At 71.1% G+C, this 25,216-nt stretch carries 25 protein-coding genes and 1 pseudogene; 15 read left to right on the forward strand and 11 right to left on the reverse strand.

Annotated elements, in window-relative coordinates:
* Nucleotides 1-412 precede the first annotated feature (412 nt).
* Nucleotides 413-775: a hypothetical protein gene (locus ASC99_RS39715; protein ID WP_200948332.1), complete on the reverse strand. Its 363-nt coding sequence runs from the start codon at nucleotides 773-775 to the stop codon at nucleotides 413-415.
* A gap of 334 nt (nucleotides 776-1,109) precedes the next feature.
* On the opposite strand from ASC99_RS39715, the gene ASC99_RS14820 reads away from it, so the two are divergent.
* The 9 genes and pseudogenes from ASC99_RS14820 (at nucleotide 1,110) to ASC99_RS14860 (ending at nucleotide 9,607) form a co-directional block, all read left to right on the forward strand.
* Entirely contained in the window at nucleotides 1,110-1,838 is a 729-nt protein-coding gene (locus ASC99_RS14820; RefSeq protein WP_057232054.1) for an SDR family oxidoreductase, read from the forward strand.
* 263 nt (nucleotides 1,839-2,101) lie between these two features.
* On the forward strand, nucleotides 2,102-2,923 hold the full coding sequence (locus tag ASC99_RS14825) for a CPBP family intramembrane glutamic endopeptidase (RefSeq protein WP_057232055.1): 822 nt from the start codon (nucleotides 2,102-2,104) through the stop codon (nucleotides 2,921-2,923).
* A gap of 1 nt (nucleotide 2,924) precedes the next feature.
* Entirely contained in the window at nucleotides 2,925-4,253 is a 1,329-nt protein-coding gene (locus tag ASC99_RS14830) for a sensor histidine kinase (protein ID WP_235502503.1), read from the forward strand.
* A complete protein-coding gene (locus tag ASC99_RS14835; protein ID WP_057232056.1) occupies nucleotides 4,205-4,849 on the forward strand; it encodes a response regulator transcription factor in 645 nt (214 codons plus the stop codon). The genes ASC99_RS14830 and ASC99_RS14835 overlap by 49 nt, the downstream gene beginning before the upstream one ends.
* A gap of 103 nt (nucleotides 4,850-4,952) precedes the next feature.
* A complete protein-coding gene (locus ASC99_RS14840) occupies nucleotides 4,953-6,203 on the forward strand; it encodes a hypothetical protein (protein WP_057232057.1) in 1,251 nt (416 codons plus the stop codon).
* Between the two features lie 99 nt (nucleotides 6,204-6,302).
* Nucleotides 6,303-6,713, forward strand: a complete 411-nt coding sequence (locus ASC99_RS14845) for a VOC family protein (protein ID WP_057232058.1) — start codon at nucleotides 6,303-6,305, stop codon at nucleotides 6,711-6,713.
* Between the two features lie 31 nt (nucleotides 6,714-6,744).
* A pseudogene (locus ASC99_RS14850) lies at nucleotides 6,745-7,005 on the forward strand (helix-turn-helix domain-containing protein); the annotation flags it as partial.
* Nucleotides 7,006-7,151: 146 nt separating this feature from the next.
* On the forward strand, nucleotides 7,152-7,820 hold the full coding sequence (locus tag ASC99_RS14855; protein WP_057232059.1) for a GAP family protein: 669 nt from the start codon (nucleotides 7,152-7,154) through the stop codon (nucleotides 7,818-7,820).
* Nucleotides 7,817-9,607 carry a SulP family inorganic anion transporter gene (locus tag ASC99_RS14860; RefSeq protein ID WP_235502504.1) on the forward strand — a complete coding sequence of 597 codons (1,791 nt, stop codon included), beginning with the start codon at nucleotides 7,817-7,819 and terminating at the stop codon, nucleotides 9,605-9,607. The genes ASC99_RS14855 and ASC99_RS14860 overlap by 4 nt, the downstream gene beginning before the upstream one ends.
* A 490-nt stretch (nucleotides 9,608-10,097) precedes the next feature.
* Here the strand turns inward: ASC99_RS14860 and ASC99_RS14865 are convergent, their stop codons facing one another.
* Nucleotides 10,098-11,048, reverse strand: coding sequence for a phytanoyl-CoA dioxygenase family protein (locus tag ASC99_RS14865; protein WP_057232060.1), 951 nt, complete (start codon nucleotides 11,046-11,048; stop codon nucleotides 10,098-10,100).
* A gap of 267 nt (nucleotides 11,049-11,315) precedes the next feature.
* On the opposite strand from ASC99_RS14865, the gene ASC99_RS14870 reads away from it, so the two are divergent.
* The gene (locus ASC99_RS14870) at nucleotides 11,316-11,990 is read left to right on the forward strand and encodes a Crp/Fnr family transcriptional regulator (protein WP_030392646.1); all 675 of its coding nucleotides are present in this window, start codon (nucleotides 11,316-11,318) and stop codon (nucleotides 11,988-11,990) included.
* A 71-nt stretch (nucleotides 11,991-12,061) separates the two neighbouring features.
* Here ASC99_RS14870 and ASC99_RS14875 read toward each other — a convergent pair whose 3' ends face one another.
* The 5 genes from ASC99_RS14875 to ASC99_RS38540 form a co-directional block, all read right to left on the reverse strand.
* Entirely contained in the window at nucleotides 12,062-12,883 is an 822-nt protein-coding gene (locus ASC99_RS14875; RefSeq protein ID WP_235502505.1) for an MBL fold metallo-hydrolase, read from the reverse strand.
* Entirely contained in the window at nucleotides 12,880-13,062 is a 183-nt protein-coding gene (locus ASC99_RS14880) for a hypothetical protein (RefSeq protein WP_057232063.1), read from the reverse strand. The genes ASC99_RS14875 and ASC99_RS14880 overlap by 4 nt, the downstream gene beginning before the upstream one ends.
* Before the next feature lie 26 nt (nucleotides 13,063-13,088).
* Nucleotides 13,089-13,934, reverse strand: a complete 846-nt coding sequence (locus tag ASC99_RS14885; RefSeq protein ID WP_082598321.1) for an NUDIX domain-containing protein — start codon at nucleotides 13,932-13,934, stop codon at nucleotides 13,089-13,091.
* A 220-nt stretch (nucleotides 13,935-14,154) separates the two neighbouring features.
* Nucleotides 14,155-14,619, reverse strand: a complete 465-nt coding sequence (locus tag ASC99_RS14890) for a RidA family protein (protein ID WP_057232065.1) — start codon at nucleotides 14,617-14,619, stop codon at nucleotides 14,155-14,157.
* Nucleotides 14,619-14,774 carry a DUF4177 domain-containing protein gene (locus tag ASC99_RS38540; protein WP_157531528.1) on the reverse strand — a complete coding sequence of 52 codons (156 nt, stop codon included), beginning with the start codon at nucleotides 14,772-14,774 and terminating at the stop codon, nucleotides 14,619-14,621. Before ASC99_RS38540 ends, ASC99_RS14890 begins: the two co-directional genes overlap by 1 nt.
* 164 nt (nucleotides 14,775-14,938) lie before the next feature.
* Between ASC99_RS38540 and ASC99_RS14895 the strand changes: the two genes are divergently transcribed.
* Nucleotides 14,939-15,997 carry an ArsA-related P-loop ATPase gene (locus ASC99_RS14895; protein WP_057232066.1) on the forward strand — a complete coding sequence of 353 codons (1,059 nt, stop codon included), beginning with the start codon at nucleotides 14,939-14,941 and terminating at the stop codon, nucleotides 15,995-15,997.
* Entirely contained in the window at nucleotides 15,994-17,136 is a 1,143-nt protein-coding gene (locus ASC99_RS14900) for an ArsA family ATPase (protein ID WP_057232068.1), read from the forward strand. The genes ASC99_RS14895 and ASC99_RS14900 overlap by 4 nt, the downstream gene beginning before the upstream one ends.
* 136 nt (nucleotides 17,137-17,272) lie before the next feature.
* Here ASC99_RS14900 and ASC99_RS14905 read toward each other — a convergent pair whose 3' ends face one another.
* On the reverse strand, nucleotides 17,273-17,596 hold the full coding sequence (locus ASC99_RS14905; protein WP_033333275.1) for a WhiB family transcriptional regulator: 324 nt from the start codon (nucleotides 17,594-17,596) through the stop codon (nucleotides 17,273-17,275).
* A 400-nt stretch (nucleotides 17,597-17,996) separates the two neighbouring features.
* On the opposite strand from ASC99_RS14905, the gene ASC99_RS14910 reads away from it, so the two are divergent.
* On the forward strand, nucleotides 17,997-20,219 hold the full coding sequence (locus ASC99_RS14910; RefSeq protein WP_057232069.1) for a transglycosylase domain-containing protein: 2,223 nt from the start codon (nucleotides 17,997-17,999) through the stop codon (nucleotides 20,217-20,219).
* Between the two features lie 68 nt (nucleotides 20,220-20,287).
* On the opposite strand, the gene ASC99_RS14915 is transcribed toward ASC99_RS14910, so the two are convergent.
* Entirely contained in the window at nucleotides 20,288-20,743 is a 456-nt protein-coding gene (locus tag ASC99_RS14915) for a GatB/YqeY domain-containing protein (RefSeq protein WP_057232071.1), read from the reverse strand.
* Between the two features lie 193 nt (nucleotides 20,744-20,936).
* On the opposite strand from ASC99_RS14915, the gene ASC99_RS14920 reads away from it, so the two are divergent.
* On the forward strand, nucleotides 20,937-22,199 hold the full coding sequence (locus ASC99_RS14920; protein WP_057232073.1) for a cation:proton antiporter: 1,263 nt from the start codon (nucleotides 20,937-20,939) through the stop codon (nucleotides 22,197-22,199).
* Nucleotides 22,200-22,293: 94 nt separating this feature from the next.
* Here ASC99_RS14920 and glgA read toward each other — a convergent pair whose 3' ends face one another.
* Both glgA and ASC99_RS38545 read right to left on the reverse strand, forming a co-directional pair.
* Nucleotides 22,294-23,484 (reverse strand): glycogen synthase, encoded by a 1,191-nt coding sequence (gene glgA, locus ASC99_RS14925; protein WP_057232075.1) that lies wholly within the window; start codon nucleotides 23,482-23,484, stop codon nucleotides 22,294-22,296.
* 28 nt (nucleotides 23,485-23,512) lie between these two features.
* Nucleotides 23,513-23,677 carry a hypothetical protein gene (locus ASC99_RS38545; protein ID WP_157531529.1) on the reverse strand — a complete coding sequence of 55 codons (165 nt, stop codon included), beginning with the start codon at nucleotides 23,675-23,677 and terminating at the stop codon, nucleotides 23,513-23,515.
* Between the two features lie 171 nt (nucleotides 23,678-23,848).
* Here ASC99_RS38545 and ASC99_RS14930 point away from each other — a divergent pair, with 171 nt between their 5' ends.
* Nucleotides 23,849-25,201: a helix-turn-helix domain-containing protein gene (locus ASC99_RS14930; protein ID WP_057232076.1), complete on the forward strand. Its 1,353-nt coding sequence runs from the start codon at nucleotides 23,849-23,851 to the stop codon at nucleotides 25,199-25,201.
* Nucleotides 25,202-25,216: the final 15 nt, after the last annotated feature.

Genomic DNA, 25,216 nt, shown 5'->3' on the forward strand with positions numbered 1-25,216 from the left:
CGCCACCGGGGAACGCGGAGGCCGCGGCTCGACTCTCAAATCGACCGGTCCACCTCGCCAATCCGCCGTTCAACCTCAAGGTCATCGGTGACGAGCTGCGAGGGGAGCTGGCGGTATGGCGTGCCGCCCAGAGAAGGCTGCTGCACGCCGCCTGGCTGGTGCCGCTCGGCGAACTTCGCGGAGATGGAAGCCCGGGAGTTCGACCTGCAGGCCATTCCCGGTCGGCGCGGGAAAGTCGGCCGAGCGTGTGCACAGTGTCCTCGAACCACCTGGTCGCGGCGGCGGGCGGTACGTCCTCGTCATCGCTCAGGTCGATACTCACGACGAGATCCGCGTGGAGACCCTGGCCAAGATGGTTGAGCAGGGTGTCGGTCATGGTCGCTCCGGAGAAGTAAGAAGGTGGCCGAATATGTCAGCACTGCCACAGGAACGCGGCCTGCTCGCAGGGCTCACATGCGAAGACACAGGCGCTGCCGCAGCCGCCGAAGTTCATCGCTGTGGTGTGGTCGGGGCCTTCCTCCAGTTGGGCGATGATTGGCATCGCCCGGGCACAGGACGGGCAGGACGGCGTTTCGTCGTTCTGGAGCCAAGAGGGTGATCCGCCGAGTTGGCCGAGGACCTCCATGCTCGACCGGCCGGTCCGTGCGGCCCATGCCTCGTGGGCCTGGTCGTAGTCCGAGTTGGCAACGGACTCGAAGGCGGCTGTACGGACCGCGCCGAGCAAGATCACCTCCTCGTCGTCGCCCGCGCCGAGTTCGGGCAGCGGCATGCGCACGAGCCCGTCCGTAGGGAAGAGCAGCGCCCGGTGCCGGCGGCGCGACCAAGTCCTCCGGCCGGCCCGGCACCTCGCCACCGAGGTTGCACCGTGGCCGCCGCCAACTCGAACGGCGGCTCGAAGTCCAGCTCCGGATGCGCGTACGGATCGACCTCCGCCTTCCAGACCTTGTTCCCTGTCTCTCCACCAGGCAGGGCCGCCTACGGCTTGTGCCCGGCCAACGACTTTTGGCCTAGGTCTCCAGTCGGTGATCTTCAGAACCAAGGGCACCTATGCTGCCGATGTCAGCCGCCCCACGTGGGACACCGGCCAATACTCAACGGGGGAGCGCAAGATGAGGTTCGACGACCACCGCGTCGTCATCACCGCCGCCGGTCGGGACTTCGGCCGGACTCTTGCCATCCGGTTCGCCGATCTCGGAGCCGAAGTCTTTCTCTCCGCACGCACGCTCGCCGCCGCCGAGCGCGTCGGGGAGGAGATACGGGGCCGGGGCCACCAACGAGTCCACGCCTTCGCCTGCGACCTGACCGACCCCGCGTCGATCCGTACCTTCGCCGACCAGGTTGCCCAGCAGACCGACCATATCGACGTGCTCGTCAACAACGGCTCCCGCTGGCTCGAAGGAGCGGACCTGCTCTCCGCCTCCGACGCGGACGTGATCGACACCATCGCGTCCGGCGCGACCGGCACTGTTCTGACGGTCAAGCAGTTCCTCCCGCTCCTGCTCGCCTCGGAGAAGCCGGACGTGGTCACCATGGTCTCCACCTGCGGCTCCCCCGGCCACCATCGCTCCAACGCCCACGACGCCTTCTACGCGGCCAAGCATGCCCAGGCAGGATTCACCGAGATCCTCTCCAAGCGCCTCCGCCCGCAAGGCGTCCGAGTGATTTCCCTCTACCCGCCCGACTTCGACAACACCCACCCACTCACCGAGGAGTGGGAGGCCGCACCCCGCGACGCGGGCTCCACTCTCACCGCACAGTCACTCGTCGACTGCGTGCACTTCGCCATCACCCAGCCCCGCGACTGCTTCATCAAGGCGTTCCACTTCGAGCAGGTCTGACCGAGACCCGACTCCCGCCACAGACCCGAACCTGCGGGCCCGGTCACTACCGCCGGTCGCGTCGTCTGATTCAGCCTCAGGTCGGCCGACTGAGCCGGCAACACCGGGTCCTGGCCGTCGGCGGCGCTGGTGATTCCGTCATCCCGAGGGTGGGGTGTACCTGAATACACCCCATGTGGGCAGCTGGGCGCAGTGGTTGTGAGTTCGTCGACCGGCAGAGTCGATGGCGGCAGGTATGGATCGAGCGGCGGGGAGGCCGGAACATGCGGCGGTGGAAGGTGGAGACGGGGGTGTTCCTGGCCGTCGCGTTCGTGGCGGCGGGGGCACTGGGGGCGGTGCAGCCCGCGACGGGGATACCGTCGGAGGTGGTCCAGCTGACGCAGTTCGGGCCGGCTGCCGGGGTGGCGGTGGTGGCGCTGCTGTGGCCGTCCCGGATCAGGACCCGGCTCGCCGGTAGCCTGCCCGGTCGTTCGGGACGCGGTCCGGCGGACGGTTCGGAGGGTGGCCCGACGCGGGGCCGGGCGGTGCGGTTGCTGTTCACGGCGCTGCTGATCGTCGCGCTCAGCGCGGGGACGTACGCGCTGGTCGGTGGCTCCGCCGGGATGACCGATCCGCGCGCACTGCGGGAGCCTTTCGTGCTGATCGTGTTGGCGCAACTGGTGGGCGCGTGCAGTGAGGAGATCGGCTGGCGCTGCTTGCTCCAGCCGCTGGTGCGGACCCGGTTCGGCCCAGTCAGCGCCTCGGTGCTGGTGGGGCTGGTGTGGGGGGCATGGCACGTACAGGTCTTCGCGCAGGCCCCGGCGTACACGGTCGGCTTCCTGCTGGCCACCGTGGCGATGTCGGTGGTCCTCGGTCTGGGCCTGGAAGGCGTACGAGCGAACCGGCTGCTGCTCGCGGGTGGTTTTCACACCTTGATCAACCTGGGCATGCTGCTCTTCATGGACAAGGAATCCGGCGCGGTGGTGCCCATGGTGCTGTTCGGTGCTGCCTGCCTGCTGGCGGCGGTGCCGTGGGTGCTCCGTACCCTGCCCGCGGCACGGACGTCGGCGGAGTACGCCCTGACGGCGGGGCACCGGGGGCGCTGACGTGAAGACAGGAGTCGGCGGCTGGGTCGCCCTCGGGCGGTGTCAGCTGCTGTCGCTGGCCGCCATCGCGGCGGGCGCTGTCGGCGGACTCGTGGTCTGCGCGCTGCTCCTCCTGCCGCTCGGCGTGGGATTTCGCCTGTTGCCACCCACTGCGACGGCCCTGCGGCGGTTCTCCGACCGCCACCGGTCCTGGACGGTCCGCTGGACGGGTATGCCGATCAGCCCGCCCGAACCGCTCGCCGGGGAAGGGCCGGGGAGCGGCCGCAGGCGGGCGGTCGGCCTGCTCGGCGACGACGGTTTCTGGCGTGATCTCCGCTGGGCGTTGTTGGAGCCGTGTACGGGGGGCGTGCTGGTGGTCGTGCCGCTGGCGTTGGTCGAGTACGGGGTGTTCGGCGTGCTGGTGCAGCCGTTCGTCTGGCGACTGCTCGGTGACGGCAACTGGTACGCCTTCGTCCCGGTCCACTCGACCGCCACCGTGCTGGCCGCCCTCGTGCTGGGCGTCGCGTTCGTCGTGGCGGGGCTGCGACTGTCCCCCGTAGCGCTGCGGCTGCACGCGCGCTGGAGCCGGCGTGCGCTGTCCGCTCCGCGCAGTACCGAGTTGGTCCGCCGGATCGAGTACCTCGCCGAGACCCGCGCGGACGCGCTCGATGTGCAGGCGGCCGAGCTCCGCCGGATTGAACGGGACCTGCACGACGGCGCGCAAGCCCGGCTGGTCGCCCTGGGCATGACGGTGGACCGGGCAGCCCGTCTCCTGGACACCGGTCGACCTGACACCGGTGTCCAGGAGGCGGCCACCCTGCCGTTGCGGACCGGCCACGAGCTGCCGGCCGTCCGGGAGCTGCTGGCCGAGGTGCGGGCCCTCTCGGACCGGGCGCTCCAGGACCTGCGGGACCTGGTCCACGGAATCCTCCCGCCCGTCCTCGCCGACCGTGGTCTCGGCGATGCCGTCCGGTCGCTGGCGCTGGACAGCTTCCTGGACGTCCACGTCGAGGCCCGGCTGCCCGGACGGCTCCCGGCCGCCGTCGAATCGGCCGCCTACTTCGCGGTCGGCGAGCTGCTCGCCAACGCGGCCAAGCACTCCGGCGCCCACGACGTACGCGTCCGCCTGGACCACACGGACGGCACCCTGCGGATCACGGTCGCCGACGACGGCCACGGCGGCGCGGACGCCTCCCGGGGGAGCGGACTGGCCGGAATCCGTCGCAGGCTGAGTAGCTTCGACGGAACCCTCGCCCTGCACAGCCCGCAGGGCGGACCGACCATCGTGACCTTGGAGATACCGTGCGCGTCGTCCTCGCCGAAGACCTCTTCCTGCTCCGGGACGGGCTGACCCGGACCCTGCGGGAACACGGCTTCGACGTGGTCGCGGCCGTGGACAACGGCCCGGCCCTGCTGCGCGCGCTGCACGAGGAGCAGCCGGACGTCGCCGTGGTCGACATCCGCCTGCCGCCGACCTTCACCGACGAAGGCCTGCAGGCCGCCCTTCAGGCCCGCCGCATCCGCCCCGGCCTGCCCGTCCTGATCCTCTCCCAGTACGTCGACCAGCTGTACGCCCACGAGCTGCTGGCCGGGGGCCAGGGCGCGATCGGCTACCTGCTGAAGGACCGGGTCACCCACACCGCCCAGTTCATCGACGCGGTGCGCACCGTCGCCGCCGGCGGCACGGTCATGGACCCCCAGGTCATCGCCAAACTGCTGGCCCGCAGCGACGCCAGGGGCAACACCGCGGAGCTGACCGCACGCGAGCACGAGGTGCTGAAACTGATGGCGGAGGGCAGGTCGAACGCGGCCATCATGAACAGCCTGCACATCAGCGAGAGCGCGGTCGCCAAGCACACCGCGAGCATCTTCGCCAAGCTACGGATCGAGGCGTCCGCTGACGACAACCGCCGGGTCCTCGCGGTACTGGCCCACCTCAAGCGGTAGAACGGCTCACGGTGGCCTTCTCGCATCCGGTCGGCGGCCAGACTCACCGTCAATCTGTCTTATTATTCCGACTTCTGATGAAGCATCGGGACGGGGGACAGTCATGAGGTTCAAGCATCGGGCACCGGCCGTCGCGACGGCGTTCGCGCTGGCGCTGCTGGCCGGCTGCGCCGGCAGCTCGGGGACAGCGGGAACGGCCGGGACCGCGCCGCAGCCGGGTGGCGGTACGGCGGCCGGCAGCGCGAGCACCGGCGGCTCGACGTTCAGGGGCAAGGACCTGGTGATCAGCGCCGGCTGCACCGTACCCGCCTCCCGGCCCGCCACGGTGTGGGTCCGGGGCTTCGACCCGTCCACCTGGAACAAGGTGGCCTCGGTGGAGTTCACCCTGCCCGCGCAGGTAGTGATCGACAAGCGGGACCGGGAGGAGCTGAGCGCCCTCTACTCACTGTGCGCGGAGAACCTCCCGCACGAGGAGCCGGCCGGCGGAACCGCCACCTCCGACGCGGCGTTCGGCCCTCGGGTCCGGCAGCTCTTCGACCGCGACTTCACCAAGCTCGCGGTGGTCACCGCCGACGACCGGACCGGCGCGCGCCACGTCGGATACGTCGACCTCGCCGGCAAGTTCACCGACCTCACCGGGGACGGCGACGGCTTCACCACCACCCCGAAGGAACAGGACGCCCTGTTCGCCCCCGACGGCGAAAGCGTCTGGTTCACCCACCTCGACGCCGCCCGCCGGCAGCACATCGCCAGCCGCGCTACCTCCGGCACCCACCAGATCACCGAACAGTGGGCCGGCGAGCCGCCCACCAGCCTCGACAACATCCTGCTGCTCGGCGGTTCGCCACTGCGCGGCCTGCTCGGCCCGGGCCCGCGCTTCAGCCCCGACGGCAAGCGGGTCGCCGACTTCGTCTCCGGGCAGGGCCGCAGCGTCACCCCCGTCACCGCGAGCGGTCCGCCGACGACCGCGGGCCTCCTCCGCCTCCCCGACTTCGAATGCGAGCCGTCCGGCTGGGTCGACAACCACACCCTGCTCTGCGCGCACAACCGGACCAGCCCGGACGCCAAGCACCTCAACAACTTCTGGACCGTCGACGTCGACCGGCTGCGCCCTGCGGACTCGAGTGAGACCACGGACGGCGCCGGCCCCGACCTGCTCCCGGTGACCGACCGCAAGAACCTTCCCCTCGCCGTCTCACCGGACGGCAAGCACCTGCTCTTCCGCTCCGTCCAGGGCAAGGTCGAGCAGCCGTACGTCACCGCCCTCACCCCCGGGGCCCAACCCCAGCAGATCGCCACCCAGGACGCCGCCACCGCACTCGGCTACGGCGACGTCGTCCTCGAGTGGCGCTGACGCCGTAAGGCGAGGTCGCAGCCGACGGGCCGTCAGGGGACCCGAAGCGATCAGGAATCGAGAAGCGGCGCCGACCGGACCGCCGTTAGCGTGAGATCCATGGACATCACCATTCACACCACCTTCCTCCCGCACGACGACCCGGACGCGTCGGTGGCCTTCTACCGCGACGTGCTCGGCTTCGAGGTCCGCAGCGATGTCGGGCAGGGCAAGATGCGCTGGATCACGGTCGGCCCGGTCGGCCAGCCCGGCACGTCCATCCTGCTGGCACCGCCGGCCGCCGACCCCGGGGTGACCGAGGACGAGCGCCGGACCATCGTCGAGATGATGGCCAAGGGCACCTACGGCTGGATCCTGCTGGCCACCCCGGACCTCGACGGCGTCTTCGAGAAGCTCCGGGCGGGCGACGCCGAGGTGGTGCAGGAGCCGACCGAGCAGCCGTACGGCATCCGCGACTGCGCCGTCCGCGACCCCGCCGGGAACCTGGTCCGGTTCCAGGAGCTCCGGTAACCCGTTCGATCATCGAGGGAGGGGGATCCCCATGTGCCACCCCGGCTGGGCGAGCGCACGCATCGCGGCGCAGCGCCTGAAGGACTTCGCGCGGCTGCGCCGCGTGCGTGACCGGATCGACCGGGAGTACGCGCAACCGCTGGACGTCGAGGCGCTCGCCCGCAGCGCGGACATGGCGGCCGGGCAGCTCAGCCGACAGTTCCGGCTGGCGTACGGCGCCTCGCCGCACGCCTACCTGACGTTGCGTCGGATCGAGCGGGCGCGGACTCTGCTGCACCACGGCTCCCTGAGCTCCGCGGCCGGCTGACCCACCCTCAGACCGACCGGGTCGCTCACCCGTTCGGCGGGCCGGGGTCGCACGTCCCGCCGCCTGCCGCAAGGGTGTGGACAGGGCGTATGCCGAGGCGGCCTGCCCGGACGTCCGAGAGGGGCAGACCCATGGGTGAGGCGATCGGCTCGATGCTGTCGTCGGCGGTGGGGATCGCGATCAGTCCGCTGCCGTTGATCGCGGTGATCCTGATGCTGGCGACGCCGCGTGGCCGGGCCAACGGGATCGCGTTCACGGCCGGCTGGCTGGGTGCGCTGGCCGCAGTGGTCACGGCCGTCGTGGTGCTCGGCAGCGGGCTGACCGCCGACGGGGAGAAGCCGACCTGGGCGTACTGGCTCAAGCTCGCCCTGGGAGCGCTGTTCGTCGTGATGGCCGTCAAGCAGTGGCGCGGGCGGCCGCGCGAGGGGCACGTGTCCGCCCCGCCGAAGTGGATGCAGGCCGTGGACCGCTTCACCGCCGCCAAGTCGGCCGGGCTGGCGGTCGTCCTGGTGGTCGCCAACCCGAAGAACCTGGTGCTGGCGCTCGGCGGCGCGGTGTCGATCGCCACCAGCTCGGCGGGTGCGGGCGGCAAGACCGTCGCCGCCGTGGTGATGGTGCTGATCGGTTCGCTGTGCACACTGCTGCCGCTCGGCGTCTACCTGCTCGGCGGCGACCGCGCGACCCACGTGCTGGGTGAGTGGAAGGCCTGGATGTCGGTCCACAACGGCGCGATCATGACGACCGTGCTCGCCGTACTCGGTGCCAAGTACCTCGGCGACGCGATCACCGGCCTCTGGTGAGCCGTCCCGGTCCGCGCACGCCGGCACTGCGGGCCCGGGCCCTGGCCGCCCGCCTGGGCCGGCCGAAACCGGCCGACCTGGCCTCCGGCATGGTGACCGGCCTGTTCTCCATCCCGGAGGGCATGGCGTACGCCGCGATCGCGGGCTTCAACCCGGTCTCCGGCCTGTACGCGGGCGTGGTGCCGCCGATCCTCGGCTCGCTCACCGCGCCGACCGTCCTGATGGTCACCACCCTCACCAGCGCCATCGCGCTCACCGGGCAGAGCGTGCTGGCCGACGCCGGTCTCGACCCGCACGACGTCGGCAACGTGGCCGCGCTGACCGTCCTGGTCGGCGGGCTGATGCTGCTGCTCGGGCTGCTCCGGCTCGGTGTGGTGCTCGCCTTCGTCTCGAACGCCGTGATGGTCGGTTTCTCCACCGGCATCGCGCTGCAGATCATCACCGGCGTGCTCAAGGACGCCACCGGGTACAAGCCGCGCGGCGAGAACAAGCTCACCCAGCTCGTCGACTGGCTCGTCCACATCGGGGACTGGCAACTCGCCGCCACCCTGGTCTCGGTGGCCACCGTCGTGGTCTGGGCGCTGGCCCGCACCGTACGGCGGCTGGAGGCGGTGGCGCTGCTGATCGCCATGGTCGCGGTCAGCCTGCTGGTTGTGGTGCTCGGCACCGACGTGGAGCTGGTCAAGGACATCGCCGCCATCCCCGCCGCGCTTCCCTCCTTCACCGCGCCGTCCTGGGGTGCGATGCCCCATCTGCTCGGCGGCGCACTGTCGGTGGCGCTGGTCGGGCTCGCCCAGGCGGCGGGCATCGCGCCCTCGATGCCCAACCCCGACGGCAGCCGCTCCAGCGTCAACGGCGACTTCGTGTCCCAGGGCGTCGCCAACCTGGGCGGCGGCCTGTTCCAGGCCCTGCCCTCCGGCGGGTCGCTGTCCCGGACCGGCGTCGCCGCCGCCGCCGGGGCCAGGACCCGCTGGGCCGGGGTCGTCTCCGGGGTCTTCCTCGCGCTGGTGGTGCTGACGCTCGGCTCGCTCGCCGAGCGGATCCCGATGCCGGTGATCGGCGGCCTGATCCTGATGGTCGGCGGCGAACTGATCTGGGGCAAGCGGCAGGACATCCTGCTCGTCCTGCGCACCTCGAGGCTCTCCGGCGCCGCGATGGTGGTCACCTTCCTGGCCACCACCCAACTGCCGCTGCAGCAGGCCATCGTGATCGGCGCGGTGCTCTCCCTGCTGCTCTACTGCGTCCAGGCCGCCCGCCGGGCCCGGTTCGTGGCGCTGGTCCGGGACGAGCAGGGCCGGTGGTCCACCGGTCCCGTCCCCGCTCGGCTGTCGCCGGGCGAGGTCACCGTGCTCGACTACGACGGCACCAGTCTGTTCGCCGAACTCCCCACCCTGCGCGCTCAGCTGCCCGAGGTGGCCGGAGCCCGCGACGCGGTGCTGATCCTCGCGGTCCGGGCCGCGCCCGACATCCCCTCCTCCGCCATCATCAAGGCGCTGCGCCGCTACACCGACACCCTGCACGCCGAGGGCGGCCGGCTCGTACTGGCCGGTCTCCAGCCCGCCCACCTCGCGGTGTTCCGCCGGACCGGGCTGGTCGAACACCTCGGCGCGGACGCCGTCATCCCGGCCGAGGGTCCGCTGCTCGGCCCGCTGGACCGCGCCTACCGCGAGGCCCTGGCGTGGATCGCCGCCCAGCCCGGGGCGCCGACGACCGGGTCACCGGAGCGACCTGAGTCCCGCTCGGATCCCGGCGGGCCTGGCGAAGCGATTGGCGACCGGCGGGAATAGCCACTGACAGGTCGGCGGAAGGTCCGGGGGCGGATTTGATCAGAACCGAGTTCACGACGCTGGGTCTGCCGGCCGCCGAGCGGTACGAGTTCTGGGACTCGATGGTGCGTCAGGCCCAGGTGCGGACCAGGATCCGCTGCACCGAACGGGACGACTTCCCCGCCCACTCGGTGGCGGTGGACCTGGGCGAGAACACGCCGACGAGTACCAGGAGTCGGACCGCGGCCACCTGCCCGGGGCGATCTCGCTCCGCTACCTGCACCGGCTGTTCGAGGACGAGGCGGAGACGATGGCCGAGTCGATCCGCCGGGCCCGGCTGGCCACCAGGACCATCCCCCAGCAGGCTGTGGGGGGCGGGCCTTCGGCGCTCGGATCGCGGTCCGAGTCGCGCACCTGATCTGCGACTGACCCGGGCCCACGGGGGCGAAGGGTCGCCGTCCCGGGAGGAACTGCCAGATTCCCCCGGGGCGGAGCAGCGACGCTGTCCGGGTCAGCCCAGGATGCCGACCACCGGGTTGAGTGGCGATGCGGCCGGGCCGCCAGGCGCGACGCCGGGGAGGAAGTCGGTCCAGCGGCCGCTCATCGCGGTCGGGCCGGCCACCACCCGGGTGCCGTCGGCGTAGTAGGTGGCGGAGAGCACCCGGCGCGGGGCGTCGGTGCGGTTCGGCCCGGCGGTGTGGAAGCAGTCGGCGGCATGGAACGAGACCTCCCCCGCCCGGTACGGCGCGGGCACGGGAGTGACCCCCTCGGCTCGCAGGGTGGCGGCCACGAACCCGTCGTACGCCCGGTCGGCGACCGCCGGGGTGGCGGCCAGCGCGGGCGGCACGGCCGTACGGTCCAGGCAGGCCAGCGGGCCCATCCCGGCCGGGACGTCGTGCAGCGGGATCCAGCTGGTGCACACGGCCGGGGAGTCGAGGGGGTAGTGGTCGGCGTCCCGGTGCCAGGGGGTCCGACCGCAGCCGGGCTCCTTGGAGAGCACGTTGTCGTGGTAGAGCCGTACCCGGTCGGCGCCGAGCAGGCGGGCCGCGAGGTCGCCGAGGCGGCGGGAGAGCGCGACGCTGCGCAGCAGCGGGTCGGTCAGCCAGAGCTGCTCCAAAGCCAGGAAGCGGCCGGGATTGGCCAACCCGTGTACGTCGCCGAGCAGTTGGTCCGTCCGCTCGGCGAGCGCGGCCAGCACGGCGGGCGGGATCACCTCGGGCAGCCGGACGTGGCCCCGGCGGCGGAACCGCTCGACCGCCCGGTCCGCCAGCGGGTAGGGCTGGTCGAGCGCACCCGCGACCTCCCCCGGGGTGGCGGGCCGCACCGGCGGCCGGCTCGGCGCCTCGGTGGGACCAGCGCTCTGCACAGGGGAGTTGACCGCCAGGGACATGTACCAGTCCCACCACTCCTGATCGTCGCCCGCCCATTCCGGCTCGGTCGCTCGTTCGGTACGTGCGTTCATGGCCACCGCCCCAGCCGGTCATGTCCGTGTCATGAGTGTTCGTCAGCCTACTTCCCCGCGATCACCCAGGGCGAGAGCACCCAACGGGTGCTGCAAACGGGTGACGAGCTGCCCGTTACGGCGTTCGGGGAGCACTGATGAGTACAAATGGCCCCGTACCGTACTCCCCGCCCGCACCCCTCCTCATATGATCGGAGCGACATGCGTCATCCTTGGTGAGGCAAGTCATGACCGGAAGCACCACCCACCACCAGCAGGAGGAAGCACGTGGACGACGTTCTGCGGCGTGCCGCGCTGTTCGCGGCTCTCGATGACGAGCAGGCCGGCGAGCTGCGTGCCTCCATGACCGAGGTGACGCTGGCCCGTGGCGAGTCGCTCTTCCACGAGGGTGACCCCGGCGACCGGCTGTACGTTGTGGCCGAGGGCAAGGTCAAGCTGCACCGCGCCTCCCCGGACGGCCGGGAGAACATGCTCGCCGTGCTCGGCCCCAGCGAGATGATCGGCGAGCTCTCCCTCTTCGACCCGGGCCCGCGCACCGCCACCGCCAGCGCGCTGACCGAGGTCAAGCTGCTCGGCCTCGGCCACGGCGACCTGCAGCCCTGGCTGCACGCCCGCCCCGAGGTCTCGATCGCACTGCTCCGGGCGATCGCCCGACGGCTGCGCCGGACCAACGACGTGATGTCCGACCTGGTCTTCTCCGACGTGCCCGGCCGGGTGGCCAAGGCACTGCTGGACCTGTCCCGCCGATTCGGCGTGCAGTCCGACGAGGGCATCCACGTCGCGCACGACCTCACCCAGGAGGAGCTGGCCCAGCTGGTCGGCGCCTCCCGCGAGACGGTCAACAAGGCGCTGGCCGACTTCGCCGGCCGCGGCTGGCTGAAGCTGGAAGCCCGCGCGGTGGTCCTGATGGACGTCGAGCGGCTCTCCCGCCGCTCGCGCTGACCACCTGGACTGCCTGAACACCCCCGAGGGCCCGTGAGCTGCTGCTCACGGGCCCTCGGGCGTACGGACCGTCAGATCAGGCCGTGGTCCTCCAGGTAGCGCAGCTGCGCCAGCACGGAGAGCTCGGCGGCGGGCCAGAGCGCGCGGTCCACGTCCGCGTAGACCTTGGCGACCACCTGCTCGGCGGTCCGGTACCCGGCCTCCACGGCGGTCTCCACCTGGGCCAGCCGGTTGGCCCGGTGGGCCAGGTAGTAGTCCACCGCGCCGAGGGCGTCGGTCAGCACCGGGCCGTGGCCCGGCAGCACCGTGCGGACGCCCTGCTCGGCGGCCATGGTGTGCAGACGGCGCAGCGAGTCCAGGTAGTCGCCGAGCGTCCCGTCCGGGTGGGCGACCATCGTGGTGCCCCGGCCGAGCACGGTGTCGCCGGTCAGGATCGCGCCGTCGGCGGGCAGGTGGAAGGTCAGCGAGTCGACGGTGTGCCCGGGGGTGCCGACCACCCGGATCTCCAGCCCGCCGACCTCGACCACCTGGCCGCCGTGCAGACCTTCGCCACCGAGCCGGTGGGCCGGGTCGAGCGCCCGGACCTCGGTCCCGGTCAGCTCGGCGAAGCGGGCGGCGCCCTCGGCGTGGTCGTGGTGACCGTGCGTCAGCAGGGTCAGTGCCACCCGCTTGCCCTGCTGCTCGGCGATGTCGATCACCCGGCGCAGATGGCCCTCGTGCAACGGGCCCGGGTCGATCACCACCGCGAGCTCGGAGCCGGGCTCGGACAGCAGCCAGGTGTTGGTGCCGTCCAGCGTCATCGGCGAGGGGTTCGGCGCCAGGACGCAGAACGCCCGGGGGGTGGCCCCGCCGCCGATCTCGGCGGCGGGGTCACCAGGAAGCGGACCGCTCACCGGCCGCCCTCGCAGATCCGGTGCAGGCTGCGCGGGTGCAGCGGCCGCACCAGCGAGCGCAGGTACGGCTCCACCGGGACGGGGTCGAACTGCCCCGCCAGCGAACGGAGCGTCAGCGGCCGGACGGAGAGGGTGGGCTGGGGGTACGCCGCACGGCGAACCACGTCATTGTGGGTCATCGGGCGATCCTTCCTGGACGGAGCGGTCAGTTGAGAGGAAAAATACCGTCGATGGTCAGCTCTTCATACCCCGACCATCGCACTGAGATCCGATCGCCGGCCAGCTCGGCCGTACCGAGGATCGGCTCGATCTTCCGGTCCGCCGCCAGGGCGGCCGCCTGCGCCGCCGTACCGGCCGGCCGCAGCTCCCGGAGCACCGTCACGGTCGGCGGCAGCATGCCGTACCGGCCGGCCGCGTGACCCTCGACCGCCTCGGCGGGCGTCAGCCAGGCGACCCGGTCCGCCTCGCCGACCGTGTCGGCGGCCCGCTGACCGGCGGGCATTGCGGCGACGAAGAACCAGGTGTCGTACCGGCGTTCCTCGAAGGCCGGCGTGACCCACCTGGCCCAGGCCGACAGCAGGTCGGAGCGGAGCAGCAGGCCGTGCGCCCGCAGGAAGTCGGCGAAGGAGAGCTCGTGGGCCTCCAGGGCGGCCCGCTCGGCGGACCAGTCCGCAGCGTCGGCCATGCTGTCGGCATCGGGACCGGCCAGCAGCACGCCGGCCTCCTCGAAGGTCTCCCGGACGGCGGCGCAGACCACGGCCTGCGCGGTGGCGGCGTCAACCCCGAGCCGCTCACCCCACTCGGCGGGGCTCGGCCCGGCCCAGCCGAGCTCGGCCTCCGCGTCCCGCGGATCGACACCGCCGCCCGGGTAGGCGTACATCCCGGCGGCGAACGGCATCGAGGTGCGGCGGCGCAGCAGGTACGTCTCCGGTCCCTGGGCCGCATCCCGCAGCAGCACCACGGTGGCGGAGGGCTTCACGGCCGGCGGGGTCAGCTCGCCCGCCGCGAGTGCCCTGATCCGGGCAGGCCAGGAGGGCGGCATCGGCATCATGCACCGGATGCTAGCCCGCGATCACGCGCACCGACAGGGGCTGCATGTAGGCGGGCGCTTGAGCATCTACGGTCCAGGGGCTCGGGGAACTGCGAGGAGATCTGGCGTACGGGTCACTGCGAAAGTGCCTGACCACGTACGCACGGATCACCATTTCCGAGGTCGGCGTCGCAGTTCCCCGAGCCCCTGACCGTAGACGGCTGAGCCCGGAGCAAAGGTGTCAGGCGGAGACGCGGACCTGGAACTCGATCTCGACCGGCGCGTCCAGCGGCAGCACCGCGACACCGACCGCACTGCGGGCGTGCACGCCGGCTGCGCCGAAGACCTCGCCGAGCAGCTCGCTGCACCCGTTGATCACACCGGGCTGGCCGGTGAAGTCGGAGGCGGAGGCGACGAAGCCGACCACCTTGACGATCTGCTCGACCTTGTCCAGGTCGCCGATCACGGACTTGATCGCGGCCAGGCCGTTGAGCGCGCAGATCTGCGCGAGCTGCTTGGCCTCCTCGGCGGTCACCTCGGCGCCGACCTTGCCGGTGCTGGGCAGCTTGCCCGCGACGAAGGGGAGCTGACCGGCGGTCAGCACGTACTCGCCGGTGCGGATCGCCGGGACGTACGCGGCGACCGGTGCGGCCACCTCGGGGAGGGTCAGGCCCAGCGCGGCCAGCTTCTCCTCAACCTTGCTCATCAGCTCTTCTCCCGCTTGAGGTAGGCAACCAGCTGCTCGGGGTTCGGGCCCGGAACGACCTGGACGAGCTCCCAGCCGTCCTGGCCCCAGGAGTCCAGGATCTGCTTGGTGGCGTGGACGAGCAGCGGCACGGTGACGTATTCCCACTTGGTCATGAGGGTGACTCTAGTGCCTGGCCGGGGTGTGATCCGGGACACAGCCCGGGCATGAATCAGCACGGTTCCCACCGGGCTCCCGGCATCGGGGGCGACGGCTGGTTACCCTCGCGTGAGGAGGCGCCCGCCGGGTGCGGCGCCGCTGAGACGGACGGAGACGGAGCGTGGACCAGGTGGACCGGCGCGATCCGGACTGGGAGGGTGTCCGGCTCCACGTCGTCAGCGGCAAGGGCGGCACCGGAAAGACCACCGTCGCCGCGGCGCTGGCGCTGGCGCTGGCCGCCGACGGGGGCCGGACGCTGCTGATCGAGGTGGAGGGCCGGCAGGGGATCGCCGAGCTGTTCGGGCTGGCGGCCCTGCCGTACGAGGAGCGCAAGGTCGCCACCGTCTCGCGGTCCAGGCTCGGGCTGGACGGGCGGGGCCCGGCCGGTGAGCTGTACGCGCTGGCGATCGACACCGAGCAGGCTCTGCTCGAGTACCTGGACATGTTCTACAAGCTGGGCCGGGCCGGGAAGGCGCTGCAGAAGGTCGGCTTCGTCGACTTCGCCACCACCGTCGCGCCCGGGGTCCGGGACGTACTGCTGACCGGCAAGGCCTGCGAGGCGGCCCGGCGCAAGGGCCCGGACGGGCGGCGGGCGTACGACGCGATCGTGATGGACGCGCCGCCGACCGGACGGATCACCAGGTTCCTGAACGTCAACTCCGAGGTGGCCGGGCTGGCCAGGTTCGGGCCGATCCACGGGCAGGCGCAGGCGGTGATGCGGGTGCTCAGGTCGCCGGAGACGGCGGTGCACCTGGTCACCCTGCTGGAGGAGATGCCGGTGCAGGAGACGGTGGACGGCATCGCCGAGCTGACCGAGGCGCAACTGCCGCTCGGCGGTGTGCTGGTGAACATGGTCCGGCCGCCGGTGCTGGACGCCGCCGCGGTCGACGCGGTGCACGGCGACCACCGCGAGGAGGTCGCGCTGGCTCTCGGCGAGGCCGGACTGGGCGGGCGGTCCAAGTCCGCGGCGACCGTCCGGGCCGCGGTCGAGCCACTGCTCGACCCGCTGCTCGACCAGGCCCGCGAGCACTCCGAGCGGGTCGAGCTGGAGCGTGAACAGCGCGCAGCACTCCAGCAGTTGAAGCGGCCGACGTACGAACTCCCGCTGCTCGGCGGGGGCGTGGACCTGGGCGGTCTCTACCGCCTGGCGGGTGAGTTGAAGCGGCAGGGGGCGGCATGACCGAGCTCGACATCGACACCCTGATCGGGGACCCGAAGACCCGGATCCTGGTCTGCTGCGGCTCCGGCGGGGTGGGCAAGACCACCACGGCGGCGGCGATCGGCCTGCGGGCGGCGGAGCGCGGCCGGAAGGTGGTCGTGCTGACCATCGACCCGGCCCGCAGGCTCGCCCAGTCGATGGGCCTGACCGAGCTGGACAACACCCCCCGGGTGGTCAAGGGGGTCTCCGGCGACGGCGAGATGCAGGCCATGATGCTGGACATGAAGCGGACCTTCGACGAGGTCGTGCTGGCCCATGCCGAGCCCGAACGGGCCAAGGCGATCATGGAGAACCCGTTCTACCAGTCGCTCTCCGCCGGATTCGCCGGCACCCAGGAGTACATGGCGATGGAGAAGCTCGGTCAGCTGCGGGCGGCCGGCGAGTGGGACCTGATCGTGGTGGACACCCCGCCGTCCCGCTCCGCGCTGGACTTCCTGGACGCGCCGAACCGGCTCGGTTCGTTCCTGGACGGCAGGCTGATCCGGATACTGACCGCCCCGGCCAAGGTCGGCGGGCGGAGCGCGATGAAGTTCCTGAACGTCGGCATGGGCCTGATCACCGGCACCCTGGGCAAGATCTTCGGTGCCCAGCTGCTGACCGACGTGCAGACCTTCGTCTCGGCGATGGACTCGATGTTCGGCGGCTTCCGCGAACGCGCCGACCGTACCTACCAGTTGCTCAAGGCGCCGGGCACCGCCTTCCTGGTGGTGGCCGCACCGGAGCGGGACGCGCTGCGCGAGGCGGCGTACTTCGTCGACCGGCTGGCCGCCGACGAGATGCCGCTGGCCGGGCTGGTGCTCAACCGGGTGCACCGCACCGGAGCACCCCAGCTCACCGCCGAGCGCGCGCTGGCCGCGGCCGAGGCACTGGAGGAGAACGGCTCGGGTGCCACCACGGTGGCGGCCGAGACCCTGGCCGCCGGCCTGCTCCGACTGCACGCCGAGCGCATGCAGGTGATGGACCGCGAGCGGCTCACCCGGGACCGGTTCGTCTCGGTCTACCCGGACGTGCCGATCGTCGAGGTGCCCGCCCTGCCGGGCGACGTGCACGACCTGGAGGGGTTGCGCGCCATCGGCGCGCTGCTGGGCGGCCGGGACTGACGCTCCCCCCGGTCGGGCGCATGCCGGGCCGACGGCTGACGGTCGGTCAGCCGGCCTGCGCCGTACACCTGACGGCCGTACCCCCTACGGCCGTGCTCCTACCGCCACCACTGCCACTGTCACGGGGCTGTGTGGGCTAGCCCGCCTGTGCGTAGTCGGTCAGGATGACGCCCGTGGCGAGCGACTCCTCGTACTCGGTGCGGGCCGTCTCCAGCAGCCTGCGCCAGGACATCACCGTCGGCCTGCGGCGCAGCAGTGCCCGCCGCTCGCGCTCGGTCATGCCACCCCAGACACCGAACTCCACCCGGTTGTCCAGTGCGTCCGCGAGGCACTCGGTGCGTACCGGGCACCCGCTGCAGACCGCCTTGGCGCGGTTCTGCGCCGCCCCCTGAACAAACAGCTCGTCTGGATCACTCGTGCGGCAGGCTGCCTGCGCACTCCAGTCGTCCACCCAGCCCATCACGGCGCCGTCCTCTCCCGAATCGGGGCTCCCCCACGGCGGCAACGGCATATTCACCGCTGCCAGTTGAGGACGTTACGGAAGAACGACAGCACGCAACAGCCCCTTCGGGCCCAATCTCAAATGGCCCAATCGGACTATGGGTATCCGTCTTCTCACTCGTTGGAGTGATCGCAGGTCGGGGGCCTTGCCAAGGGCGTTCCGGGCACTTTCGTCACCCTCTGCCACGGTGCGCCCAGTAGGGCTGGCGACAAATCACCCGACGATGGGTCAATTCGGGCAAAGCTCATCACTCACAAGAGTGACGATGATGAACAGAGCGAAGCTGTCGCAGTGTTGTGACAAGCCTAGGCGAACACCTGCCCCCATGTCCGGGAATCAGCGACGTAGTGTTCTCTCCATGGCACCTCAGCGACCCGCGGGATCCCCGCTTGACAAGGCCGGGCTCGGGCTCAAGTTCCTGGGCATCAGCGTGCTGGCCGGAGTCCTCGTCGCGGGCATGGCGTTGCCCGCGATCGGCGCACTCGGCCTGACCGCCAAGGACACCGCCGAGAGCTTCGACAACGTCCCGACCGACTTCAAGGCGCCGACCCTCTCCCAGGCCTCGTTCATATACGACGCCCAGGGCGGTCTGATCGCCAAGGTCTTCGACCGTGACCGGACCATCCTGACCCAGGAGCAGATGGGCCCGATCATGCGGCAGGCCCAGGTCGACATCGAGGACGCCCGGTTCTACGAGCACGGCGCGATCGACCTCAAGGGCGTGCTCCGCGCGATCGGGAAGAACGCCGAGTCCGGCGAGGCGACCCAGGGTGCCTCCACGCTGACCCAGCAGTACGTGAAGAACGTCAACGTCGAGCTGGCGGGCGACGACAAGGAGGCCTTCCGCGAGGCCACCAAGAAGAGCCTGGGTCGCAAGATCCAGGAGCTGAAGATCGCCATCAAGCTGGAGGAGGAGCTGACCAAGGATCAGATCCTCACCAACTACCTGAACATCACCTTCTACGGCCACCAGGCGTACGGGATCGAGTCGGCGGCCAACCGCTACTTCAGCAAGAGCGCCAAGGACCTGAGCATCGCCGAGGCCGCCACGCTGGCCGGGCTGGTGCAGAACCCCACCTCGTACGACCCGCTGCTGCACCCGCAGGCGACCCAGACCCGCCGCAACACGGTGATCAGCAAGCTGCTGGAGAACAAGCACATCACCGAGGCGCAGGCCAAGGAAGCGACCGCCGCCCCGCTGAACCTGAAGTACAAGGAGCCGCTGAACGGCTGCATCACCGCCCAGGCGGGGATGGGCTTCTTCTGCGACTACGTCCGGCACGTGGTCAAGCAGGACCCGGCCTTCGGCAAGAGCACCGCCGACCGGCAGCGGCTCTGGTCGCAGGGCGGCCTGAAGATCTACACGACCATCGACCCGGAGAAGCAGGCCGCCGCGAACAAGGCGGTGACCACCAAGGTCTACGCGAACGACTCGGTCGCGGCCGCGGCCACCATGATCAAGCCGGGCACCGGCGAGATCCTGGCGATGTCGCAGAGCCGCCCGTACGGCCTGGACACCAAGCAGTACCAGATGGTGCTCAACCTCAACGTCGACAAGGCGATGGGCGGCGGCAACGGCTTCTCCCCCGGGTCGACCTTCAAGCCGATCGTGGCGGCAGCGGCACTGGAGGCCGGCACGCCGCTCACGCAGGAGTACCCCTCGGAGTACAAGATCCCGTACCCGACGATGTCCACCTGCACCGGCACCGAGAAGAACATCAAGGGCGAGACGGTCGCGAACGAGAGCAAGAGCGAGGTCGGCCCGTACCAGCTCAAGGAGGCGATGGCGAAGTCGGTCAACACCTACTTCGTGCAGATGGAGCAGGCGATCGGCCTCTGCCCGGTCAAGCAGATGGCCAACAAGCTCGGTATCAAGAACCTGGCCAGCGGCGAGCCGCTACTGGAGGTCGCCTCCATGGTGCTCGGCACCCAGGAGGTCTCGCCGATGACCATGGCGAACGTCTACGCGACCTTCGCCGCGCGCGGCAAGTACTGCTCCCCGATCGCGGTGAAGTCGGTGGTCAACTCGGCCGGCACCCAGCTGCCCGTGCCGCAGGCCAACTGCACCCAGGTGATGTCCGAGACCACTGCGGACGGGATCAACAGCCTGCTGCTCGGCGTGACCGAGAAGGGCACCGGCTCCTCGCTCCAGCTGTCCGACGGCCGCCAGATCGCCGGTAAGACCGGTACCACCGACTTCCGGAACGCGGCCTGGTTCACCGGTTACACGCCCGAGCTGGCCACCTCGGTCTGGCTCGGCGGCCCGACGGTCAACACCTCGATGAAGGACATCCGGATCGGCGGCAAGTACTTCGAGTCGGTCTACGGCGCCACCGGCCCCGGCCCGATCTGGCAGATGGCGATGCAGGGCGCTCTGGCCGGCGCCCCCAAGGGCACCTTCCAGACCGTCAACATCCCCGACCCGCAGCCCAAGCCCGACCCCAACGCCTCCGCCTCCCCGCCGTCCGGCGACGGCGCGGCCGCCAACGGCGGGCTGATCGGCGGCAACTTCACCCTGCCGCCCGGCATCATCGGCGGCAACAACGGCGGCGGCAACGGTAACGGCGGCGGCCGGCACTGACCCGGCCATAGCAAGCAGAGAGGGCCCGCCCCGGTCGAACCGGGGCGGGCCCTCTCTCGTGTCCGCCGTTACGGCTGCAGCGCGGCCTTCACCGCGGCGGCCACCCTGCCCCCCTCGGCCAGGCCGTCGACCTTCGGCTTCACCAGCTTCATCACCGCACCCATGCCCTGCGGACCGGTCGCCCCGCTGGCCGCCACCGCCTCGGCCACGATCGCGGTCAGCTCCTCGTCGCTGAGCTGCTTCGGCAGGTACCGTGCCAGCAACTCGCCCTCGGCCCGCTCCTGCGCGGCCGAGTCGGTACGGCCGGCCGCGTCGAAAGCCTCCGCCGCCTCCCGGCGCTTCTTCGCCTCCCGGGCGATCACCTTCAGCACCTCGTCGTCCGAGAGCGTCCGCTCCGTCTTGCCGGACTTCTCCTCGGCCGTGACGGCGGACAGGGTGAGCCGGATGGTGGAGGAGCTGAGCTCGTCCCGAGACCTGATCGCGGCGGTGAGGTCCTCCTGCAGTTGCTGCTTGAGCGTAGTCATGCCCGAATCCTCGCAGCTGTGCCCCGCTGTCGCTCCCCATTTTGACCTCCGAGAGTACGGGCGGACCCCTGCGACCGCATCGACACCTCGCGATGTGACTAGCTAGATTTCAAATGGTAAATCTCGTTGTCATTCACAGCGCCTTGCGCCTGCTTTGCCATGCCTTGAATCCGCCAGGAAGGTTTGGACTGCCTTGACCCCCACCTTGGATCTGACGACCCGTCTACTCCTGGGCCTGGCCCTCATCCTGGGACTGAGCAGGGGGGCCGGCCGCATCGCCGTCCGACTCGGCCAGCCACCCGTGCTGGCGGAGATGGCGGCCGGGATCGCGCTGGGGCCGACCCTGCTCGGGCGCCTGCTGCCGGACTGGCACCACCGGCTGTTCGGCGCCGACGCGCTGACCGTGTTCAACGGCTTGGCCCAACTCGGCATAGCCGTCTACGCGTTCGAGATCGGAACCACCCTCGCCCGACCCCACCTCGGCGATCCTCGGACGCCGCCGACGCGGTCCCCGCTGCCGCTCACCCTGGTCTCGCTGCTGGTGCCCGCAGCCGCCGGACTCCTGCTCGTCCCCTGGCTGCACGGCGCCGGATCGAACGGTTCACCGGCCGCCTTCGCGGTCTTCGTCGCCTGCGCCTTCGGCGTGACCGCGGTCCCCGTACTGGCCCGGATCCTGCAGGACAAGCGCCTGGACGCGACCCCGGTCGGCCGACTGAGTCTGACCTCGGCCTCGATCGGCGACGGGGCCTGCTGGTGCCTGCTGGCACTGGCCCTGTGGCTGTCCGGGCGGATCGAGCTCGGCAACCTGGTGCTGGGACTCCTCGCGGTGGGCGGGGCCGCGGTGGCAGCCTGGCGCCGTTCGGTGCGCGAGCGGCAGCGTCCCCGGCCCGCCCGGGAGTGGGGGGTCGTCCCGCTGCTCGGCGCGATCTGCCTGGCGGCCGCGGTCTCCTCGGCGCTCGGGCTGCACGCCCTGTTCGGCGGACTGGTGCTGGGCCTGCTGCTGCCCGCGGCCGGACCGCAGCCCGACCGGCCGTCGGCGGCTCAGGGCGGCGCGGGGCTCGCCGTGGTGGCCGCCGCCCTGCTGCCCTGCTTCTTCCTCGGCACCGGCCAGCAGGTGGACCTGGGCGCGAGCGTCACCGCGCCGGGCTTCCTCGGCCGACTGCTGGTCGTGCTGGCCGTGATGACGGCGTCGAAGCTGCTGGTGTGCGCCCTGGCCGGTCGGTGGTACGGCTTCGGACGGCACGACTGCCTGCGGCTGGGCGTCCTGATGAACACCAAGGGCCTGACCGAGATCGTGGTGCTCGCTGCCGGGCACCAGGCGGGGATCATCGGGCAGGAGCTGTTCGAGTGCCTGCTGCTGGCCGCGCTGCTCACCACACTGCTGGCCGGCCCCGCCCTGTCCCTGCTCGACCGGTCCGAGCGGAGTGGGCGCCGGCAGCCGGTGGCGGTGCGGTGATCCCGTGGGTGGCCGAGGGCGCTACGGGGGTGTCGGCCGCAGGCGCTACGGGGGGTGGCCCGCGGCCGGCGCCGCCGGGCCACCCACGGGGGTTTCAGGGGGTCCGGGCCAGCGACCGGTAGACGTCGACCGTCCGCCGCGCCACCTGGTCCCAGGAGAACTCCTGCTCGGCCAGCTCCCGGCCGGCCCGGCCGTACTTCGCCGCCAGCTCCGGATCGTCGAGCAGCATGTTGACCGCGAGCGCGAGTCCGATGGCCAGCTGCTCCGGATCCACCGGCTCGCCGGTGCCGTCGGGACGCGGCTCGTAGCCGACCAGGAGGCCGGTCCGCCCGTGCTCCACGACCTCGGGGATACCGCCGACCTCGGTCGCCACCACGGCGGTGCCGCAGGCCATCGCCTCCAGGTTGACGATGCCCATCGGCTCGTAGAGCGACGGACAGACGAACACGGCGGCCCGGGTGAGCAGCTGACGCACGCTCACCGCATCCAGCATCCCGTCGATCCGGAACACTCCACTGCGGCTGCGACTCAGCTCGTCCACCAGAGCGGCCACCTCGGCGGCGATCTCCGGGGTGTCAGGCCGGCCGCAGCAGAGCACCAGCTGCGCCTCGGGACGGAGCTCGAAGGCCGCCCGGAGCAGGTGCGACAGCCCCTTCTGGCGGGTCACCCGGCCGACGAAGAGGACGATCGGGCGGTTCGGGTCGATGCCGAAGCGCTCGAGCACCGCCGTGCCGTGATCAGGCTGGTAGACGCCGGTGTCGATGCCGTTGTGGATCACGTGCACCCGCTCCGGCGGGATCTCGGGGTAGACCTCGAGGATGTCGTCGCGCATCGCACCCGACACCGCGATCAGCGCGTCCGCGGCCGAGGCGGCGGACCGCTCCATCCAGCTGGAGAGCGCGTACCCGCCGCCGAGCTGCTCCGCCTTCCAGGGGCGGAGCGGCTCAAGGCTGTGCATGGTCATCACGTGCGGGACGCCGTGCAGTCGTCCAGCCACGTGCCCGGCGGTGTTGGCGTACCAGGTGTGACTGTGCACCAGGTCCGTGTCGGCGCAGTCGTCTGCGATCCGCAGCCCGGCGCCGAGGAACCCCAGGGCGGCGTTGCCGTCGGCGAGGTCCGCCGGGAGCGGGTACGCCTTCGTACCGGCCTCCGTGCGCTGCTCGCCGAAGCAACGCACCCGGACATCGATCAGTCGGCGCAGGGCCCGGGTCAACTCGGCCGCGTGGACGCCGGCCCCGCCGTAGACGTCCGGCGGGTACTCCCTGGTCACAAGGTCGACGCGCATCTGATTCCTCTCCTGCGGTTGGGCGGGCTCAGCAGCACTCGGGCGGACCCGGGGTGACGGTCGGCGACGGAGAGACGACGACGTTCTCGACGCCGTTGCCCCCCGAGGCCGCCGAGACGGAGAACGAGGTGACCAGCATGGCGCTCAGAGCCAGGACTGCACCGGTGAAGAGGAGGGCCAGGGACTTGGGCATGGTGATGCCTTCTCCAGGAGGTGGGGTGGTTGACAGTGAGAGTCAATCGAAATTGACTGACTCTGTCAATCGCCAAGTGGGGATGTCGTAAGACTCACGCGACGACACCTTGGCCAACCGGGGCACTTCCTGTAAAACAGATAGTCAAACGGAACCGTTGACCGGAGAGACATGGAGCAACCGCAGAGCAGTACTGGTGGGATCGGGCAGAGACTCCGTGAGCTGCGCCAGAAGAAGGGGCTGAACCAACAGGACCTTGCCTCCGCCGACATCTCGGTCAGCTACGTGTCCCTGATCGAGACCGGGAAGAGGGCGCCCTCCGATGCCGTGCTGAAGGCACTGGCAGAACGAGTGGGCTGCTCCGTCGAGTACCTGCGCACAGGGCGTGACGACGCGCGGGTCCACGAGCTGGAACTCAAGATCGCCTTCGGTGACATGGCGATGCGGAACGGTGCCAACGGCGAGGCGCTGCAGTCGTACAGCGAGGCGCTCGCCGCCGCGCCGTTCCTCAGCGAGGAGATGATCCACCGGGCCCGGCTCGGCCAGGCCATGGCCTTCGAGAAGCTGGGCCAGCTCGAAGCCGCCATCCAACTACTCACGTCCCTGTTCGAGAGCTCCGACGTGGTGCCGGGCTCGGCGGAGTGGACACAGCTGGCAGTGGCGCTGTGCCGCTGCTACCGGGACTCCGGCGACCAGATGCTGAGCGTGGAGATCGGCGAACGCGCCATGCGGACGCTGGACGGTCTCGGCCTGAGCGTCACCGACGACCACATCCAGCTCGGCGCCACCCTGATCAGCTGTTACCGGAGCCGGGGCGACCTCACCCAGGCCAAACTGATCGCCAGCCGGCTCATCCCGGCCGCCGAACAGACGGGTTCGCGGATCGCCCGGGGATCGGTCTACTGGAACGCGGCCGTGGTCGCGACCTCCCAGGGCCGGATCAGGGAGGCCCTCACCCTCACCGAACGCGCGCTGGCGATGATGGCCGAGAGCGACAACGTACGCCACCAGGCGCTCTTGAAGGGCTCGTACGGCTACCTCCTGCTCAGCATGCCCGACGCCGACCTGGATCGGACCAAGGAGCTGCTGGAGGAGTCGCAGGAGGCTCTGCTGGACGTCGGCAGCGCCATGGAACAGGCCCGGAACGAGGTCAGCCTGGCCCGGCTCGCGGTCCGCCTCGGGCGGCCGACGGACGCGCTGGCGCACGCCAGCCGCGCCTTGGGCCTGCTGCGCAACGAAGCCCACTGGGAGGCGGCCGAGGCCCGGGTGATCCTCGCGCACGCGCAGTACATGAACGGGGAGCAGGGGGACGCCGAGGCCACCCTGCGGGCTGTGGAACGGCAGCTGAGCCAGGTCCCGGTCAGCCGGGACCACGCGACGGTGTGGCGGCACGTCGGGGACCTCTGGAAGGAGATGGGCAACGCCCAGGAGGCGATGGGTGCCTACGAGAACGCCCTCGCCGAGGTCGGCCTGCTGGCGCTGCCCACCCGGCCCGCCTCCACGGTGACCTCGCAGCGCAGCTGACCGCTGAGCAGCGCC

The sequence above is a fragment of the Kitasatospora sp. Root107 genome, assembly GCF_001424875.1.
Lineage (GTDB): Bacteria > Actinomycetota > Actinomycetes > Streptomycetales > Streptomycetaceae > Kitasatospora.

Bases quoted from the DNA above. Each gene is read 5' to 3' on its own strand.
- ASC99_RS14845 (WP_057232058.1), top strand. From the start codon at position 6,303: ATGGACATCACCATTCACACCACCTTCCTCCCGCACGACGACCCGGAC.
- ASC99_RS14910 (WP_057232069.1), top strand. From the start codon at position 17,997: ATGGCACCTCAGCGACCCGCGGGATCCCCGCTTGACAAGGCCGGGCTC.
- ASC99_RS14885 (WP_082598321.1), bottom strand. From the start codon at position 13,934: ATGATGCCGATGCCGCCCTCCTGGCCTGCCCGGATCAGGGCACTCGCG.
- ASC99_RS14900 (WP_057232068.1), top strand. From the start codon at position 15,994: ATGACCGAGCTCGACATCGACACCCTGATCGGGGACCCGAAGACCCGG.
- ASC99_RS14930 (WP_057232076.1), top strand. From the start codon at position 23,849: ATGGAGCAACCGCAGAGCAGTACTGGTGGGATCGGGCAGAGACTCCGT.
- ASC99_RS14890 (WP_057232065.1), bottom strand. From the start codon at position 14,619: ATGAGCAAGGTTGAGGAGAAGCTGGCCGCGCTGGGCCTGACCCTCCCC.
- ASC99_RS14905 (WP_033333275.1), bottom strand. From the start codon at position 17,596: ATGGGCTGGGTGGACGACTGGAGTGCGCAGGCAGCCTGCCGCACGAGT.
- ASC99_RS14825 (WP_057232055.1), top strand. From the start codon at position 2,102: ATGCGGCGGTGGAAGGTGGAGACGGGGGTGTTCCTGGCCGTCGCGTTC.
- ASC99_RS14915 (WP_057232071.1), bottom strand. From the start codon at position 20,743: ATGACTACGCTCAAGCAGCAACTGCAGGAGGACCTCACCGCCGCGATC.
- ASC99_RS14880 (WP_057232063.1), bottom strand. From the start codon at position 13,062: ATGACCCACAATGACGTGGTTCGCCGTGCGGCGTACCCCCAGCCCACC.
- ASC99_RS14865 (WP_057232060.1), bottom strand. From the start codon at position 11,048: ATGAACGCACGTACCGAACGAGCGACCGAGCCGGAATGGGCGGGCGAC.
- ASC99_RS14855 (WP_057232059.1), top strand. From the start codon at position 7,152: ATGGGTGAGGCGATCGGCTCGATGCTGTCGTCGGCGGTGGGGATCGCG.
- ASC99_RS38545 (WP_157531529.1), bottom strand. From the start codon at position 23,677: ATGCCCAAGTCCCTGGCCCTCCTCTTCACCGGTGCAGTCCTGGCTCTG.
- ASC99_RS38540 (WP_157531528.1), bottom strand. From the start codon at position 14,774: ATGACCAAGTGGGAATACGTCACCGTGCCGCTGCTCGTCCACGCCACC.
- ASC99_RS14820 (WP_057232054.1), top strand. From the start codon at position 1,110: ATGAGGTTCGACGACCACCGCGTCGTCATCACCGCCGCCGGTCGGGAC.
- ASC99_RS14840 (WP_057232057.1), top strand. From the start codon at position 4,953: ATGAGGTTCAAGCATCGGGCACCGGCCGTCGCGACGGCGTTCGCGCTG.
- glgA (WP_057232075.1), bottom strand. From the start codon at position 23,484: ATGCGCGTCGACCTTGTGACCAGGGAGTACCCGCCGGACGTCTACGGC.